Annotated in this window: 12 protein-coding genes; 6 read left to right on the top strand and 6 right to left on the bottom strand. The window is 72.7% G+C overall.

All coding sequences use genetic code 11. The features are described from left to right. The 4 genes from FM112_RS06290 to FM112_RS06305 form a co-directional block, all read right to left on the bottom strand. Positions 1-2,828: LuxR C-terminal-related transcriptional regulator (locus FM112_RS06290; protein ID WP_140400591.1), on the bottom strand; the 2,828-nt coding region annotated here is incomplete at its 3' end. A 117-nt stretch (positions 2,829-2,945) separates the two neighbouring features. Continuing rightward, the gene (locus tag FM112_RS06295; RefSeq protein ID WP_087005185.1) at positions 2,946-4,436 is read right to left on the bottom strand and encodes an MFS transporter; all 1,491 of its coding nucleotides are present in this window, start codon (positions 4,434-4,436) and stop codon (positions 2,946-2,948) included. 50 nt (positions 4,437-4,486) lie between these two features. Continuing rightward, complete coding sequence (locus tag FM112_RS17120; RefSeq protein WP_176386700.1) at positions 4,487-4,627, bottom strand: hypothetical protein; 141 nt, start codon at positions 4,625-4,627, stop codon at positions 4,487-4,489. 28 nt (positions 4,628-4,655) lie between these two features. After that, on the bottom strand, positions 4,656-5,027 hold the full coding sequence (locus FM112_RS06305) for an META domain-containing protein (protein ID WP_087005193.1): 372 nt from the start codon (positions 5,025-5,027) through the stop codon (positions 4,656-4,658). A 485-nt stretch (positions 5,028-5,512) separates the two neighbouring features. Between FM112_RS06305 and FM112_RS17125 the strand changes: the two genes are divergently transcribed. After that, positions 5,513-6,187, top strand: coding sequence for a hypothetical protein (locus tag FM112_RS17125; protein ID WP_087005196.1), 675 nt, complete (start codon positions 5,513-5,515; stop codon positions 6,185-6,187). A 75-nt stretch (positions 6,188-6,262) separates the two neighbouring features. Beyond that, the gene (locus tag FM112_RS06315) at positions 6,263-6,979 is read left to right on the top strand and encodes a hypothetical protein (RefSeq protein ID WP_087005199.1); all 717 of its coding nucleotides are present in this window, start codon (positions 6,263-6,265) and stop codon (positions 6,977-6,979) included. Positions 6,980-7,330: 351 nt separating this feature from the next. Here FM112_RS06315 and FM112_RS06320 read toward each other — a convergent pair whose 3' ends face one another. Further along, positions 7,331-8,038 (bottom strand): asparagine synthase, encoded by a 708-nt coding sequence (locus FM112_RS06320; protein ID WP_140400593.1) that lies wholly within the window; start codon positions 8,036-8,038, stop codon positions 7,331-7,333. 203 nt (positions 8,039-8,241) lie between these two features. On the opposite strand from FM112_RS06320, the gene FM112_RS17400 reads away from it, so the two are divergent. Beyond that, complete coding sequence (locus tag FM112_RS17400; protein WP_217874460.1) at positions 8,242-13,785, top strand: DEAD/DEAH box helicase; 5,544 nt, start codon at positions 8,242-8,244, stop codon at positions 13,783-13,785. 237 nt (positions 13,786-14,022) lie between these two features. After that, positions 14,023-14,910, top strand: coding sequence for a DNA-formamidopyrimidine glycosylase family protein (locus FM112_RS06330; RefSeq protein WP_087005209.1), 888 nt, complete (start codon positions 14,023-14,025; stop codon positions 14,908-14,910). Between the two features lie 28 nt (positions 14,911-14,938). Here FM112_RS06330 and FM112_RS06335 read toward each other — a convergent pair whose 3' ends face one another. Then, positions 14,939-15,634, bottom strand: coding sequence for a hypothetical protein (locus FM112_RS06335; RefSeq protein ID WP_087005212.1), 696 nt, complete (start codon positions 15,632-15,634; stop codon positions 14,939-14,941). Positions 15,635-15,879: 245 nt separating this feature from the next. On the opposite strand from FM112_RS06335, the gene FM112_RS06340 reads away from it, so the two are divergent. Beyond that, entirely contained in the window at positions 15,880-16,242 is a 363-nt protein-coding gene (locus FM112_RS06340; RefSeq protein WP_087005215.1) for a hypothetical protein, read from the top strand. A 184-nt stretch (positions 16,243-16,426) separates the two neighbouring features. Further along, positions 16,427-16,867, top strand: a complete 441-nt coding sequence (locus FM112_RS06345; protein WP_087005218.1) for an Hsp20/alpha crystallin family protein — start codon at positions 16,427-16,429, stop codon at positions 16,865-16,867. Positions 16,868-16,904 lie beyond the last annotated feature (37 nt).

The following is a 16,904-nucleotide window of genomic DNA, read 5'->3' on the forward strand; positions in this document are numbered from 1 at the left end:
CCTCGTCGCGTGCCATCCCGAATCCGGGCCGCCGATCCGGCGAGCACCCGCAGCACGCGCGCCGCCGCGCCGCGGGAGGAGACCTGGAGCTTGCGGAGCACGTTCGAGACGTGGAAGCGCACGGTGGCCTGGGAGACGACGAGGGCCTCGGCGATCTGCCGGTTCGACTCGCCGTCGATGAGCCGGTTCGCGATCTCGAGTTCGCGGGCGGTGAGCGCGGCGAGCAGGCGCTCCCGCTCGGAGCGGTCGCGGTTGCGGAGGGCGGCGAGGGCGCTGCGCACCCGCGGCAGGTAGCGCTCGGCGCCGCACTTGCGCAGGATGGTCATGGCGGTGCCGAGGCGGCTGCGCGCCTCGTCCTCGCGTCCGCGCGCGGCGAGGAATTCGCCGTAGTCGGCGAGCATCTGCGCGCGCGGCAGCGGGTATGGGGAGTCGCCGGCGGCGGCCTCCTCGTAGCGCCGTTCGGCTTCGGCGTCGTCGCCGCGGGCCGCCGCCAGCAGGGCGCGCAGCCAGGCGAGCGAGCCCCAGCACTCCTGCCAGCGCGCGCCGCGCCACTTCTCGAGCCGGTCGAGCAGCGCCTCCGCCTCGTCGAGGCGGCCGAGGCGGATGAGGGCCTGCGCCCGGTAGGTGAGGAAGCCGTGCTGCGTGCTCGTGATGCGCTCGAGGTAGGGGTCCTCGGAGGCCGCGATCACGCCCTCCGGGTCGTCGTCGGCGCGGGCGGCCTCGCAGGCGGCGATCACCGCGAGGTCCGGGGCGTAGCTCTCCCACTCGATCTCGTGGCGCCGCCGGGCCTGGGCGACGAGCGGAGCCGGATCCTCCCGGCCGGTGCCGGCCGCCACGAACGCCCGCAGCGCGGTGGCGAGCGGCCGGGTTTCGACGTCGAGCACGTCGTAGGAGACCTCCTCCATGAGCGAGAGCAGCGCGCCGGCCTCCTCGTACTCGCCGAGCATGACGAGGCAATGGGCGTAGACGAGGCGCACGGTGCCGGCGCCCCAGGGGTGGTGGCCCGCATCCACGATCCGCACGGCCTGGCCGGACATCTGCGCGGCCGCCTCGAAGCGGCCGAATGCGGCGAGCGCGCCGGCGATGGCGATGAGCACGTCGGCCTTGATCCCGCCGTCGGGCAGGGCCTGGGCCCGGCCGATCAGCTCGCGCACCGCGCGCTCGGCGGCGGCCATGTCGAACTGGCGGTGGGTGTGCACCATCGCATAGCAGTCGAGCAGCACGAGGTGCTCGCGCGGGGCTACGAGCCAGGCGAGGCGCCGGTCGCGCAGCTCGGCGGGGTCCTCCGGCGCCTGCTCGAAGAAGTGGCGGGCCTGGGGGATGAGCCGCACCACGGCGGAGGGGTCGCTGCTGCGCATGGTCATGATCACGGCCATGAAGGCCAACGAGGCCTGCAGCGTGCGCTCGTCGGGATCCTCGCCCGGCGTGGCGAGCAGGCGGGCGACGCGCTCGTGGGGGAAGGGGATGTCGACGCGGTGCGCCGAGATGAGGATGAGGATGTACTCGCGCAGGGCGCCCTCGGGCAGCTGCTCGTACTCGCCGAACAGGTCGACGAGGTGGAACACGGTCTTGGCGCGCAGGTGCACGACCGCGAGCTCGATGAGCAGCTCCTCGCGGCTCTCGCGGTCGGCCGCCATCGCGAGCGCGCCGCGCAGCACCTCGTCGGCGTTCGCGGAGGCGCCCTGCTCGATCGCGCTCTCGACGTAGTCGATGACCCGCTCGCGCAGCTCGGGCCGCCACGCGTCGGCGCCGGCGAGCGCGTGCTTGACGGCGGGGAAGCCGGTCAGCGTCTCGGCGAGCGCGCCCGAGATGCGCCGGGAGCGCTCGGTGCCGATGGCCCTCCGCACGGCGTGGGCCATGAGCGCGTGATGCGGCACGACGAGCGAGCCGAAGCCGGATTCGCGCAGCACCTGCCGCTCGAACGCCTCGTCCAGCCGCACGGGCTCGTCGAGGCGCGCGGCGGCGGCCTCGAGGGTCGTGCGCGAGATCTCCGAGCCGGCGACGCAGACGATCTCCACGGTGGCGCGGGCCTCGGGGCCGAGCTCCTCGTACTCCACGAGCAGCGGGTTGTCGAGTGGGCGGGCGCCGCGGATGGGGATGTCCCAGGTGAGGTGCAGCTTCGCGATCTCCTCGGGCGTGAGCTGCGAGAGGATGGTGTCGACGTGCAGGAAGGAGCCTCCGGTGACGTTGCGGAGCGCCTCGGCGTTGCGCTTCGCGATGCCGACGCCGAACCGTTCGACGGCCAGTGCGCGGATCTCGGACTCCCGCAGCGGGTGGATGTGGATGGCTTCGCCGTCGGGGTTGCCGGAGAGCTCGTTGAGGAACTCGCCGAAGGAGCCGCGCTCGTGCGGCGTCCTCGTGCCGAAGGCGAGCATGACCCTGCGTCGCGTGAGCCGGGGGACGAGGTAGCGCAGCACGCGGGCCGAGGCGTCGTCGATCCACTGGGCGTCGTCGACGACGATGAGCCGCCCGTCCTCGGGCTCGTCCTCGAGGATGCGGTGCAGGCACTCCCGGGCGATGGGGATGGGGTGCTGGGCGGGCTCGGCCTCGAAGGTCCAGCCGGAGGCCAGGTCGCCGGCGAAGAGCCGCTCCATGAAACTGTAGGGCTCGCCCCGCTCGAAGCGGTCGGCGTGCGCGTAGACGACCGACCAGCCGTGCTGGGTCTCCATGAGCCCCGCGAGCTCGCGCAGCAGGGTGGACTTGCCCATGCCCGGGAGGCCGTCGACGAGCAGCAGCAGCCCCGACTGCTCGACGGCGCGCTTGGCCGCACGACCGAGGGCACTTCGTCGTGCGCGAATGGGATCTGCGGGCCACGCGCCGGGGGACACGTTTCCGACACTAGCAGCGCGGCTCCCGCACGGGAATGCGGAGAACGGCGGATGGCCCCGGAATCGGAAACCGGGTGCCGAAAATTCGGGGCGGGGCCCGGGACGGGGCCCGGTGGGCTATTCCCGATCGCGCGGGTCCGCGCCGTCCTGCTCCTCATCCGGCCGTTCCCGGTCCTGCTGCTCCGGGTCTCGCTGCACCTGGTCTCGCCGACCCTGATCGCGCGGACCAGGGGCGCGCTGATCAGGGTCGCGCTGCTCCCTATCGCGCCGCTCCGGGCCGCGCTGTTCCCGGCCGGGCTGTTCCCCGCCGCGCTGTTCCGGATCGCGCTGCTTTTCGTCGCGTCGTTCCTCGTCGCGCTGTTCCTCGTCGCGCTGTTCCGGGCTGCGCCGCTCCCGGCCGCGCTGTTCCGGGCCGGCGATGGTCCGGTCCCTGCCCGCCACGAGTCCGACGAGCCCGAGCAGGACGAGCCCGATCGCGAAGGACCAGATCGTGGCGGTCCAGCCGCCGGTGAGGTCGTGCAGCCAGCCGGCGATCACGGGGCCGGTGGCCGCCACCAGGTAGCCCACCGACTGCGCCATGCCGGACAGCCGCGCGGCGTCGCGGCTGGAGGCGGTGCGCTCGCCGACGAGGGCGATGGCGATCGCGAAGTAGGCGGAGGTCACGAGTCCGAGCATGGGGGTCCACAACCAGATGAGCGAGGGCGCGTAGAGCGTGCCGAGCACCGGCACGAGGCCGTAGAGGGCGGTGCCCGCCACGACGACGCGGCTGTCGCGGCTGCGCTGCATCAGCACGGCCACGAGCATCGCGCCGGGGATGCCGAGGAGCTGGTTGACGGAGAGGTGGAAGCCCGCCTCGGCCTCGCTGAAGCCGGCGTCGGCGGTGATCGAGGGGATCCAGTTGACGAAGGCGTAGAACACGAAGGACTGCAGCGCCATGTAGCCGGTGACCGCCCACGCGAGCGGAGAGCGCCAGAGCGGCGTCGGCCGCGTGGTCGGCCTGGGCGGGCGCCCGTCGACGAGGAGCGTGCCGGTATCCGTCGTCGTGCGCCTGCCGCGGCCGATGCGCAGCAGCTGCAGCACGATCGCGAGCAGCACGACGGGCAGGGAGGAGGCGAGGGCGATGCGCCAGTCGCCGTGCAGCGCCTGCGTCAGGGGAGTGGCGAGCGCGATGCCGGTGGCGGCCGCCGCGGCCATCGCCGCCGAGTAGAGCCCCGACACGAACGAGGTCTGCCAGGGGAAGTCCCGCTTGACGATCGCCGGGGCCAGCACGTTGAGAACGCCGATGCCCAGGCCCACGCCGGCGGTGCCCGCCCACATCGCCCACGCGGCCGGGATGAGCCGGGTGGCGATGCCCACCGCGAGGGTCAGCAGCGCGAGCACGGAGAGGCGGTCGAAGCCGATGCGCCGGGCGGGCTTCGCGACGAAGGCCGAGACGAGGCCGAAGGTCACCAGCGGCAGGGCGGCGAGCATCCCGAGCTCGGCGGCGCTGAGGCCGTAGTCCGCGCCGATGCGCTGCGCGACCGGGCCGAAGGAGACCACCGCGGCCCGCAGGCACATCGCGATGACGAGGACGTTGACGAGCTTGATGCCGCCGATGCGCCGACCCACTCCATTCCCTCCCGAACGTCCGCAGGGGCCGACCGGCCCCGTACCGAACCCTACCCGGGGCCGGCGCGCACGGCGGCCGGGCGGTGCCGCTCGACCCGGTCGAGGACCGCGCTCGAGGAGGCGGTGCCGCGGCGGCCGCGCGGGATACCGCCGTGGCGGTCCGGGGTGCGGCCGTGGTGCGGAGCTGCCACGCGGCCGTGCGGGACGCCGTCGGGGTGGTCAGGCGACGCGCTCGAGGGTGCCGATCTCGGCGCCCTCGCGGTCGTAGACGCGCAGCAGATCGCCGTCGACCTCGGCGGTGTAGGCCTCGCCGAGCCACGTGTCCACGTCGGGGCAGGCCATGAGCGTGCCGACGAGCGGCCCGATGTTCAGCGTGCCGTCGGCATCCTGACTCCAGGGGCCGCCGAGGCCGTTGCAGCCGTCGCTGCCCGAGACCTCCTCCTCCGAGAACTCGAGGTGCGGCTGCCCCGGCGCAGTGCTGCCCCATTCGCCGATGGGGGAGGGTGAACCCGCGTCGGCGCAGGCGGCGAGCAGCAGGGACGCCGCGCCTGCGGCGAGCAGGGCGGAGAGCGGTCGGCGGACGCGGCGCATGGCGACTCCTTCGGCGGTCGGGTTCGGCGGATCGGGTCCGGTCGGGACGGTGGCCGTATCGGTGACCGGCAGGCTACTGCGGGCGCCTGCGAGCGGGGTCGGTGCGCGAGGATCTGCACTAGGACGCCACTGGCGACGCCATGGGTGCCGTTTCCGCCCTCAACGGCTCGAAACGGCCCTCCTAGTGCAGATGGGAGGCGGTGAACGACGGAGCAGCGGCTGCGCTCGGCGATGAGGCGATGCCGGGATGGACCGGCGGCACCGCCTGCATGACGGAGAGGCGGCGCTCCTGAACTGCTGCGACCGTCATCCTCGAGCCGGATATCCGATGCTGCGAATTGTCTTGGAGCAGCGCGAGCACCGATACTAGGTGGACGGTAGGGAACACTCCGAACCGGTGGTCGCTCGGTTTCGCGGCTGCGGATCGAGAACGCGCTCGACCCGGCGCATCCCTAGGTGTCCGAAACGAACGAATGGAATGACGTATGAACAAGAAGAAGCTGTGGGCACTGCTCGGTATCGGCGCGCTCGGGCTCTCGCTCGCCGCCTGCTCGTCCGATGAGGGTGAGGACGCCGAGGAGGCCCCCGTCGCCGAGGAGACCGAGGCGGAGCAGGAGGCTCCGGAGACGGAGGAGGAGACTCCCGCCGAGGACGACGCCGTGGAGGATGAGGGCGGTTCCGCCCCGGCCGGCGACGTGACCGCTCCCGGCACCGAGCTCGCATTCGGCGAGACGGCCGTCGTGGAGTTCTACTACGCGGGCGAGAGCGGCCTCGTCGAGATCACCCCCGTGGGCATCACCAAGGGCGACCCTGCCGACATGGCGGACTTCGACGACCCGCAGATGGAGGGCATCACCCCCTACTACATCGAGGTCGAGTTCGCCCCGGCGGACGACGCCGCGGTCGCGATGGGCTCGCTCAACGTCAACGGCGCGCTCGACGCCCTCTACGAGGACGGCGAGACCGCGAACCTGGTCACCGTCATCGGCTCGTGGGACAAGTGCAAGAGCGAGTCCGGCTCCTCGGACGCCGCGGTCGGCGACACCACGACCACCTGCGTGCCCGGCTTCTCGAACAACGACAGCCAGGCGGTGACCGGCCTGCAGTTCGACAGCCGCGAAACCGACTACGAGGAAAACCCGGTCGTCTGGACCGAATAGGCATCGTGATGCATGGGACCCCGCTGCGCGTGCCGCGGGGTCCCATGTTTCCCGGCACCGTGAATGGAATGAGTCATGACTAAGAAGCTGCTGGCACTGCTCGGCGTAGGCGCCCTCACGATCACCCTCGCCGCGTGCTCATCGGCCGAGCCCGAGACGAGGCTCGAGCGCGGCGAGAAGCAGGAGATGCCGTACGCCGAGCCCGGCCTGCCGGAGGACCCGGCGACCTCGGAGCCTGCCGAGCCCGCACCCGAGCCCTCCGATCCGGCTCCGTCGGGCACCTCGGATCCGGGCGGGCAGTCCGCGCCTTCCGGCGAGCTGACGCCGCCGGGAACGGAGCTCTCCTTCGGCGAGACGGCGACGATCGACTTCACGGTGGGCACCCAGGGCCAGGGCCTGGTCGAGATCACGCCGCTGAGCATCACCAAGGGCTCGCCCCAGGACACGGAGGAGCTCGGCGACGTCGACGAGGACGCCAAGGGCAACACTCCGTACTTCATCGAGGTGGAGATCACCGGCGTCGACGAGGCGTCCACCTCGCTCGAGTACTACAACGTGGACAGCAACCTCGAGGGTCTCTTCGACAACGGCGAGCGCGCCGATCGCGTCTACACGAGCTCGTGGTCGAAGTGCCCGATCGAGTACTTCCCCTCGGGCTTCGGGCCGGGCGTGACCTTCACCACGTGCATCCCGGTCTACTCGGCGGGCGACGAGCACGAGGTGACCGGCCTGCACTACACCCGCTGGGACACCGACTACGACAGCAAGCCCGTGGTCTGGACCGACAAGTAGGACGAGGGTCCGGCGAACGGGACGGCCCCGCAGCGCTTCCGCTGCGGGGCCGATCCGGTTTCCGCGAGCCGCGACAGCGAGCCGCGAGTTACAGAGCCGCGAGCTGCGGAGACGCGAGCTGCAAGTTACGGAACCGCGCGTCGAGCGCCGCGTGCCGCGCACTGCGAGCCGCGAGCCGCGCATCGGCGGGCGCCGCGAGCCGCGTACCGTGCGTCGGGCACCGCGCGCCAGGAACCTGGGCGGGCGGCCCGGGCGCGGACCGCTCGGTGGCGCTTCCGCCCTCCCGACGGCCCTCGCGAAAGGGTCCTCGCTAAAGGGACTCCAGGCTGCGAGGCGCGAGCGGCGCCCGCCTTAGTGATCGAGCTTGATCTGCTTCCGCAGCCACGTGAAGAACCCGGTGCGGGGCTTCTTCCTCGCGGAGTCGGGCTGCGGCTCCTCGTCCTTGGGCTTCTGCTCCGCGGCCAGCCGGGCGGCGCGCTTCCGCTCGCGCTCGAGCTTGGGCAGGTCGACGGCGATGACGTCGTGGATGCGGCCCGAGCGCTCCTCCGGGTCCTCGACGTCGGTGGGCACCGGCGCGAACTCGGAGTCGAGGTTGTACTGGATGTTCCGCGCGATCTCGGTCCAGGCGGCCTCGTGCGCCGCGCTCACGAGCTCCCGCAGCGCATCCTCGTCCTCGGCGCGCTTGCGGAGCTCCCGCGCGACGAGCTCGGACTGGGCCTTGCGCTTCTTGAGGTTGTCGACGTCGTTCTTGCGGTAGTCGTGCATGTCCATCGGACGCGCGCGGCGCTTGCCGGCGCGCTGGATGATGCGCTCGAGCCGCTCGCACTCCGACTCGGCCTCGGAGACGAGCTGCAGGAGCGAGTCGCGGGCCACATCGATGTAGTGGTCGGCGGCGAACCCGGTGCCGTCGTCCGAGAGGGTCTCGACGAGGATGCGGTTCTTGAGCGAGAGCTGCGTCGCGGCGGCGGCGATGTACACGCCCTCGGCCACGATCTCCTCCGGGGTCGGCTGACTCGGCTCTCGACCGTTCGAGCCGGCAGCCACAGTGGAATCAGCCATAATCCCCTCCAATCTCTGTCCGACTAAGAATCTAGTCGGCTCACGGCCCGGATGGAATTCGGAATCGCGAGAGAAGCGCATTCTCGTGCGGCGGACGGCGGGTTCGGCCCCCTCGCCCGCCCCTTCCCGACGGCCGGCCCCGGACCGCGGGGCCGGAAGCCGTCGGGACGGGCCGTGTCGGTGGCTTGTGGTTGGGTAGTGCCATGACGGATGCGGCGGCCGCGATGGCGGGTTTCGGGGAGGCCACTCGGGAGTGGTTTCTCGGCGCCTTCAGCGCGCCCACGCGGGTGCAGGGGGAGGCGTGGCGGTCGATCGCATCCGGAGAGCACACCCTCGTGGTGGCGCCCACGGGCTCGGGCAAGACGCTCGCGGCGTTCCTCTGGGCGCTCGACCGGCTCGTGCAGGAGCGGGCCGACGAGGGCGGGGATGAGGGCCGACCCGCCACGCGCATCCTCTACATCTCCCCGCTCAAGGCGCTCGGCGTGGACGTAGAGCGCAACCTCCACGCGCCGCTCGTGGGCATCGGGCAGACGGCGCGGCGCCTCGGCACCGAGCCGACGCCGATCTCGGTGGGCGTGCGCTCGGGCGACACGAAGCCCGCCGAGCGGCGCCGGCTGCAGGCGCATCCGCCCGACGTGCTCATCACCACGCCCGAATCGCTCTATCTCATGCTCACCTCCTCGGCCCGCGAGAGCCTCGCCGGTGTCGAGACCGTCATCCTCGACGAGGTGCACGCCGTGGCGGGCACCAAGCGCGGCGCCCACCTCGCGCTCACGCTCGAGCGGCTGGATGCGCTGCTCGAGCGTCCGGCCCAGCGCATCGGCCTCTCGGCCACCGTGCGGCCGCTCGAGACCGTGGCGAAATTCCTGGGCGGCAGCGCGCCGGTGCGCATCGTCGCGCCGCCTAGCGAGAAGGCCTTCGATCTGCGGGTGGTGGTGCCGGTGGCGGACCTCAGCGACCTCGGCTCCTCCGGCGGGCCGGAGCGCTCCGACCGGGGCCGCGCGTCGCAGCGGGAGTCGTCGGAGGAGGGCATCGTCTTCGGCGACGCGACGCAGGCCGCGCATCCGCGCGCGGGATCGATCTGGCCGTACATCGAGACCGAGATCGTGGACCAGGTGCTCGAGCATCGCACCACCATCGTCTTCGTCAACTCGCGCGGACTCGCGGAGCGCCTCGCGGCGAGGCTCAACGAGGAGTACGAGCAGCGGATCGCGGATGCGCGCGCGGCGAGCGGGGGAGGCGGCGCGGCCGGCGTCCACACGGACGGTGCGGACGGCGCGGCGGCCGGAGTCGAAGGCGCGGATGGCATGGATGGCGCAGGTCGTTCGCGCGGTGGGTCGGCGGGGTCCGGCGCCGGGGACGCGGCCCCCGGCGGAGTCGAGAACGGGGAAGATGCGGCGGTCGGTGCGGCGGCAGCCGGCGGCGGTGTCGACTCCGGCATCGGCGCCGGCTTCGGCATCCGAGCCGCACCTGGCGCGGAGGGCGACCGGCCGAGGCCCCGGGTCATGGGCGCGCAGCTCATGGGCGGCTCGGGCGACTTCAAGGGCGCGGACGCGGATCTCGCCCGGGCGCATCACGGCTCCGTGTCGAAGGAGACCCGCGCCGAGGTCGAGGAGGAGCTCAAGGCCGGCCGGCTGCGGTGCGTGGTCGCCACCTCGAGCCTCGAGCTCGGCATCGACATGGGCGATGTCGATCTCGTGATCCAGGTGGAGGCGCCGCCCTCGGTCGCCTCCGGCCTGCAGAGGCTCGGACGCGCGGGGCACCAGGTCGGCGGCGTCTCGCGCGGCCGGCTGCTGCCGAAGCACCGGGCGGACGTGCTCCACTCCGCGGTGGTCGCCTCCCGCATGCTGAGCGGCTCCATCGAGGTGATCGAGCTCATCGAGAACCCGCTCGACGTGCTCGCGCAGCAGATCATCGCCGCCGCCTCGGTCGATCCCTGGGCGGCCGAGGACTGGCTCGCGCTCGTGCGCCGCGCGGCGCCCTTCCAGCGGCTGTCGCGCGGACTGCTCGACTCCACGCTTGACCTGCTCGCTGGCAAGTACCCCTCGGACGAGTTCGCGCAGCTGCGCCCGCGCATCCTGTGGGACCGCGACGCCGACGTCTTCGAGGGCAGACCGGGCGCGCAGCGCCTCGCGGTGACCGGCGGCGGCACCATCCCCGACCGCGGCATGTTCGGCGTGTTCATGTTCACCGGCGCCGAGGGCGCGGAGGAGGACGCGAGCACGGCCTCGGCGGGCACGCGCCGCGAGGGCGGGATGCGCGTGGGCGAGCTCGACGAGGAGATGGTCTACGAGTCCCGCGTGGGCGACGTGATCGCGCTCGGCTCGACCTCCTGGCGCATCCGCGAGATCGGGCCCGATCGCGTGCGGGTGACTCCGGCCTTCGGCGAGCCCGGCCGGCTGCCGTTCTGGCGCGGCGATGCGCTCGGCAGGCCCGCCGAGCTGGGCCGGGCCATCGGCGAATCCGTGCGGGCCATCGCGCAGCGGGATGCGGTGCCCGAGGCGCTCGCCCCGGTGCTCGACGAGCACTCGGAGACGAATCTGCTCGCCTACGTGCGCGAGCAGCGCGAGGTCACCGGCCAGGTGCCGAGCGACCGCGTGCTCGTCGTGGAGCGCAACCGCGACGAGCTCGGCGACTGGCGGGTCATCCTGCACTCGCTCTACGGCCGCCGCGTGCACGCGCCCTGGGCGCTCATGGTGACGGCGCGGGTGCGCGAGCGGTTCGGGATGGAGGCCTCGGCGGTGGCGAGCGACGACGGCATCGTCGTGCGGGTGCCCGATATCGAGGGCGATCCGCCGGGGGCGGAGTTGTTCGCGTTCGAGCGGGAGGAGATCGAGCCCGTCGTGACCCGCGAGGTCGGCGCCTCCGCGCTGTTCGCGGCGCGGTTCCGCGAGAACGCGGCGCGGGCGCTGCTGCTGCCGCGCCTGCATCCCGGCAAGCGCTCGCCCCTGTGGCAGCAGCGGCTGCGCGCGGCGCAGCTGCTCGAGGTCGCGCGCCGGTACCCCGACTTCCCGATCATCCTCGAGACCGTGCGCGAGGTGCTCCACGATGTCTACGACCTCGACGCGTTCACCGAGCTCCTCGGCCGCATCGCGGCCCGGGAGGTGCGGCTCACCGAGGTGATCACGGGCGAGCCCTCGCCCTTCGCGCGCACGATGCTGTTCGGCTACGTCGGCCAGTTCCTCTACGAGGGCGATCAGCCGCTCGCCGAGCGCCGCGCCGCCGCCCTGAGCCTCGACGCCGGGCTGCTCGCGGACCTGCTCGGCGCCACCTCGCTGCGCGAGCTGCTCGACCCGGAGGCCATCGAACAGGTGGCCGACGAGCTGCAGAAGCGCGCCTCCGGATTCCGCATCCGCGGCCTCGAGGGCGTCGCGGATGCGCTGCGGCTGCTCGGACCGCTCTCCACGGCGGAGATCGCGGAACGGCTCGAGTTCGAGGAGGGCGACGGGGCCGGTGAAGCGGGTCCGGACAGTCTCGGCGAGCCGGGAGCATCGGACCGGCCGGGAGCGCCTGGTCGGCCGGGAGCGCCTGACCAGCCGGGAGCATCGGGTCGGGGGAGCCCGGTCGGCTCGGAGGATCGGGACGGTCCGGATGGCGGCGGGCATCCGGCGACGGATCCCGGCGCGGCGCCGGACGCGGCGTCGGCCGAGGCCGGGTCTGCCATGCCTGTCGAGACTGTGCCTGCCGCGTTCGCCGTGCCTGCCGAGGCCGTCCCTGCCGTGCCTGTCGAGGCCGGGTCTGCCGTGCCTGTCGAGACTGTGCCTGCCATGCCTGTCGAGGCCGGGTCTGCCGAGGCCGCGTCCCCCGGGACAGCGCCTCGGCCCATCCCGGACGCGGCGCTCGAGGCGGCTCGCGAGATCGCCGAGGAGCTCATCGCCAGCAAGCGCGCGCTCGCTGTGCGGATCGCAGGCCAGGAGCGCCTCGCCGCGATCGAGGACGCCTCTCGGCTGAGGGACGCGCTCGGCGTGCCGCTGCCGATCGGCGTGCCGAACGCCTTCATCGATCCGGTCGCGGACCCGCTCGGCGACCTCGTCGGCCGCTTCGCGCGGACGAACGCGCCGTTCACGACCGGCGAACTCGCGGCCCGGCTCGGACTCGGCGAGGCGGTGGTCGCGGACGTGCTCGGCCGTCTCGAACTCGCGAACCGGGTGGTCCGCGGCGAGTTCACGCCCGCACGGACGGGCGAGGAATGGGTCGAGGACCGCGTGCTGCGCCGCATCCGCGCCCGCACGCTCGCGAAGCTGCGGCACGAGGTCGAACCCGTCTCGCAGACCGCCTACGCGCGCTTCCTGCCGGAGTGGCAGCAGGTGGGCGCGAGCCTGCGGGGCGTCGACGGCGTGATCGCCGCGATCGACCAGCTGCAGGGCACGGCCATCCCGGCCTCCGCCTGGGAGTCGCTCGTCCTGCCCGCGCGCGTCGAGGACTACGCGCCCGGCATGCTCGACGAACTGCTCGCCTCGGGCGAGGTGCGCTGGCACGGCCGCGGCGGCATCGGCTCCTCGGACGGGTGGATCAGCCTGCACCTCGCCGACACCGAGCACCTGACCCTCGCCGAGAACCCCGCGGCCGATGCGCACTCGCCGCTCGCGGAGCGCATCCGCGCGATGCTCGAACGGCGCGGGGCGATGTTCCTGCCGCAGATCGCGGAGGCGCTCGCCGACAGCCCGGGCGTCGGCGACGGGATGGCATCCGGCGACGGGACCGCGTCCGCCTCGCCGCGGAGCGCGTCGCCTCGGTTCGGTGCCTCGGAGGCCGGTGCCTCGCGCGTCGGCGGTTCGGGCATCAGCGGCTCGGGCGTCGGCTCCCTGCACTTCGAGCGCGCGAGCGCGTCGGGGGAGGACACGGATGCAAGCCGCGCCTCGACGGCGGACCGGCCCTCGTACGATGCGATCGCCGACGCCCTGTGGGAGCTCGCGTGGAGCGGGCTCGTCACGACCGATACGCTCGTGCCGCTGCGCGCCCTGCTCGCGGGTCCGGCCGGATCCGCCTCCCGCACGGCCCACCGCACCGAGCGGCGACCCGCCCGAGGGCGCACCTTCCGCTCCTGGGCCGCGGCCGAGCGCCGCGCCGCGCAGGTGCCGCCGCGCGCATCCGGCCGCTGGTCGATCGTCGGTACCGCGGACGAGGAGGACACCGTCCGCGCGCAGGCCGCCGGCGAGCTCCTCCTCGACCGCTACGGGGTCGTGACCCGCGGCTCGGTCGAGGCGGCGGGCACGAGCGGCGGTTTCGCGCTGCAGTACCGCGTGCTCGCGAAGTTCGAGGAGGCCGGGCAGGCGCGCCGCGGGTACTTCGTCGACCGGCTGGGCGCCGCGCAGTTCGCCACGGCCGGCGCGATCGACGTGCTCCGCCGGGCCGACGATGACCGGTTCCTCGAACGGCCGCCGCACCACGCCCTGACCCTCGCGGCCACCGACCCGGCCAACGCCTACGGCGCCGCGCTGCCCTGGCCCGAGCACGGCGGCTCGCACCGTCCGGGGCGCAAGGCCGGCGCGCTCGTGACCCTCGTGGACGGCGCGCTCGTGCTCTACATCGAGCGCGGGGGCAAGACGCTGCTGCGCTTCGACTGCACGCCCGAGGCCGAACGGGCCGCCGCCCACTCTCTGGCCGACACGGTGCGGCGGGCACGCATCCCGGGGCTCGTCATCGAGAAGGTGAACGGCGAGTACGCGCTGAACTCGCCGCTCGCCCGAGCGCTCGAGGACGGCGGCTTCTCGACGACCCCGCGCGGACTGCGGATGCGCCTATGAGCCTTGGGAAGGCAACGATCGTCGGTGCTGTCGGTGCTGTCGGTGCTGTCGGTGCTGTCGGTGCTGTCGGTTTCGTTCATGCCGTCGGCTCTGTCCGTGTCCGTGCCGGTGTCCGTAGCGTCCGTGGCATCGGCGTCATCCGAGCCGTTCCGGTGCCGTGCAGCGTGGAGCCGATGCTTCGCGCCGTCCCGCAGGCGTCGAGGCTCGGCGCCCTCCGGTACGGGGAGGCGACCCCGCATGCCTGAGGGGGATACCGCCTACCGGGCGGCGTTCAACCTGGACCGGTCGCTCGCGGGGCGCATCGTCGACCGCTTCGAGCTGCGCGTTCCCGACTACGCCACCGCCTCGCTCGTGGGCGAGCGCATCCACCGCGTCGACTCGCGCGGCAAGCACATGCTCATGCGCATCGGCGACTGCACCGTGCACTCGCACTTCGGCATGGACGGCTCCTGGCGGCTCGTCCCGCCCCGCCCGTACGAGGCGCACCGCGGCATCCCGGCGGACACCCCGCGAGGCGCGGCGGCGCGGGCGAGGCTGGGACGGCCGCGTCTCCGCTCCGTGCGCCGCGGCCCGACCGTGGCGTGGCCGGCCGACCACCGCATCCGCGCGATCATCGGTACCGCCGCCGTCATCGCGCTCGGCATCGACCTTGCGCGACTCGAGCTCTGGCCCACCGCCGAGGAGGAGGAACGGCTCGGCTGGCTGGGCCCCGACCTGCTCGACGACGACGTCGACCTCGACGAGGCGGTGCGGCGGGTGGCCGCCGATCCGGGCCGGCCCATCACCGCGGCGCTGCTCGACCAGCGCAACGTGGCCGGGCTCGGCAACGAGTACGTCACCGAGATGTGCTTCCTGCGCGGAGTGCTGCCGAGCAGGACGGTCGGCGAATGCGGCGACATGGGCGAATGGCTGGAGTTGGGACACCGCCTCATGCTCGCCAATCGCGACCGGGTCGAGCGGACCTTCACCGGCGATCTGCGGAACACGGGCTACGTGTTCGGCCGGGAGGGGGAGCCGTGTAGGCGCTGCGGCACGATCATCGTCGCCGGAACGCACGCGTCGGGCAGCGAGCAGCGCGGGGCCGAACTGCGGCAGTCGACCTGGTGCCCGCACTGCCAGGTCTGACCCCCAGGCGGGCGCGAGCGGCCGCGGCTCAGGCGGTCGGCCAGGTGCGGCCGAGCCAGTCGAGCCAGGAGGCGAAATCCTGCGCCTCGTCGTGGGTGTAGAGCGTGTACTCGGGGCAGCCCTCGAGCGGGGTCACGCCGCCGTAGGAGTGATCGGGGAGGAACGCCACCACCTGGCCGGTACCGGTGTGCAGCATCGTGAGATTCGAGTTCGCCTCGGCTGCGATGCCCACGAACGGCTCGGGATCGAAGTCGAACTCCAGTCCCGCGTCCTCCCAGGCCCAGTCGGAGGCGCGCACGTACTCCGGGAACTGCTTGCCGAGCGAGTACGCCTCCGAGGAGAGGATGGCCCGCTGGTTGAGCCACCAGCCGCCGTCGGCCGGCTGCGGATTCGTGCCGAACACCTCGAGGATCCCGCCGAAGACGGCGAGGAGCTCGCGCTGCATCGGATGCACGAGCGCGTCCCCGACATCCTGCGGCATCGCGGTGAACCAGCCCCGGAGCGCGTCGCCCTCACCCCAGGTGAGCAGCTCGTAGTCGACGCCGCTCATGCGGACCGGCGTGACCGTCGTCGTCTGCAGCAGCTCGCTGAAATCGGGGGCGAGCCCGAACGACCCGCGCTGCCACTCGTGCGACTGGCCGAGCGCGACGTCGACATCGGGCTGGAGGGTGCGGCCCTTCTTCGCGAGAAACGCATTCCATAGCTCGTTCGGGGTGTCAGCCATGGGAGTACAGTATCGCCGCCGCGTGAACCCAAACCATGCAAATCCTGCGAAATGTGCGACTCGCCGCGCCGGTTCCGGCAGAACCCGCCCGCCCTTTCGCCCGCAGGGCAGGGGGAGTCTGTTCACCTCGATCTGCATTAGGAGGGCAGCGGCGGGCCTATCCTCGCCTCAGCGCGGGGATACCGCCGACACAGCCCTCCTAGCGCAGATCCGTTGCGACCGGAACCGTTCTAGGCTCGGGCACCATGAACCCCATCGAGCACTGGATCGCCGTCCGCAGAGAAGACGGCGAGACCGTCGGCTACCTCGAGCCGCTGAGCGAGGACTACGCGTCGATGCAGCCGCGCACCCTGCTGGGGCACGCGGTCGGGGAGCCGCTCGAATACGTGCCGGCCGAGGAGCTGCTGCTGGAGCGCGGCATCGGCGAGCTCGCCGAGCGGTGGACGCTGGACGCGGGCACCGCGGAGGAGATCCGCGACCTGACGGTCACCGAGCTCTCGCCGAACGGGATCGTGCTCGCGAACTACGTCGAGGCGAAGGCCCTCGCGAACGGCGCACGGCACCGGATCGACTGGCCCGATCTCCAGGGGCGCCTGCGCCGCGCCTGATCTCCGATCCGCAGCAGCGCAACGATGTTCGCTCTAGGCGAGCTGAATAGTGCGTGAAAACGGGTGAGCAAACTTGATTCGAGTGGTATCAAGTTAAGTGCGGGTGGTTGAAGCACCCGCACGGCACGCTCCTCCCGAGATGCGTGTCGGTGCCGTTGTTGCGAATCCAGTGAAGGGAGAACCCATGGCTACGAGAATCGACCCGTTCCGCGAGATCGAGCGTGTCTTCCAGGAGGCGACGCGAACCGCCGGTTCGACGGTGTTCCCGATCGACGTGTACCGGCAGGGCGAGCAGTTCGTCGTGAAGGTCGACCTGCCCGGCGTCGACGCCGAGACGATCGACGTGGACGTCGAGGACCGCACGCTCACCATCCGCGCCGAGCGCAAGCGTCCCGAGGGCGGCGAGGACTTCGAGTGGCTCACCAGCGAGCGGTCGTTCGGCACGTACGCGCGGCAGCTCACGCTCGGCCCGACCCTCGCGGTCGACCGCATCGAGGCCGACTACGCCGACGGCGTGCTCACGCTCACGATCCCGGTCGCCGAGGAGGCCAAGCCGCGCAAGATCCAGGTGACGGCTTCGAAGGCGCCCAGGGTCATCGAGGCCGACGGCGAGCGCGACGACTAGCCCGACGCATCGGAACGAGGCGCGGCCCCCTGTGCGG

It is taken from the genome of Gulosibacter sp. 10 (genome assembly GCF_900163695.1).
GTDB lineage: Bacteria > Actinomycetota > Actinomycetes > Actinomycetales > Microbacteriaceae > Gulosibacter.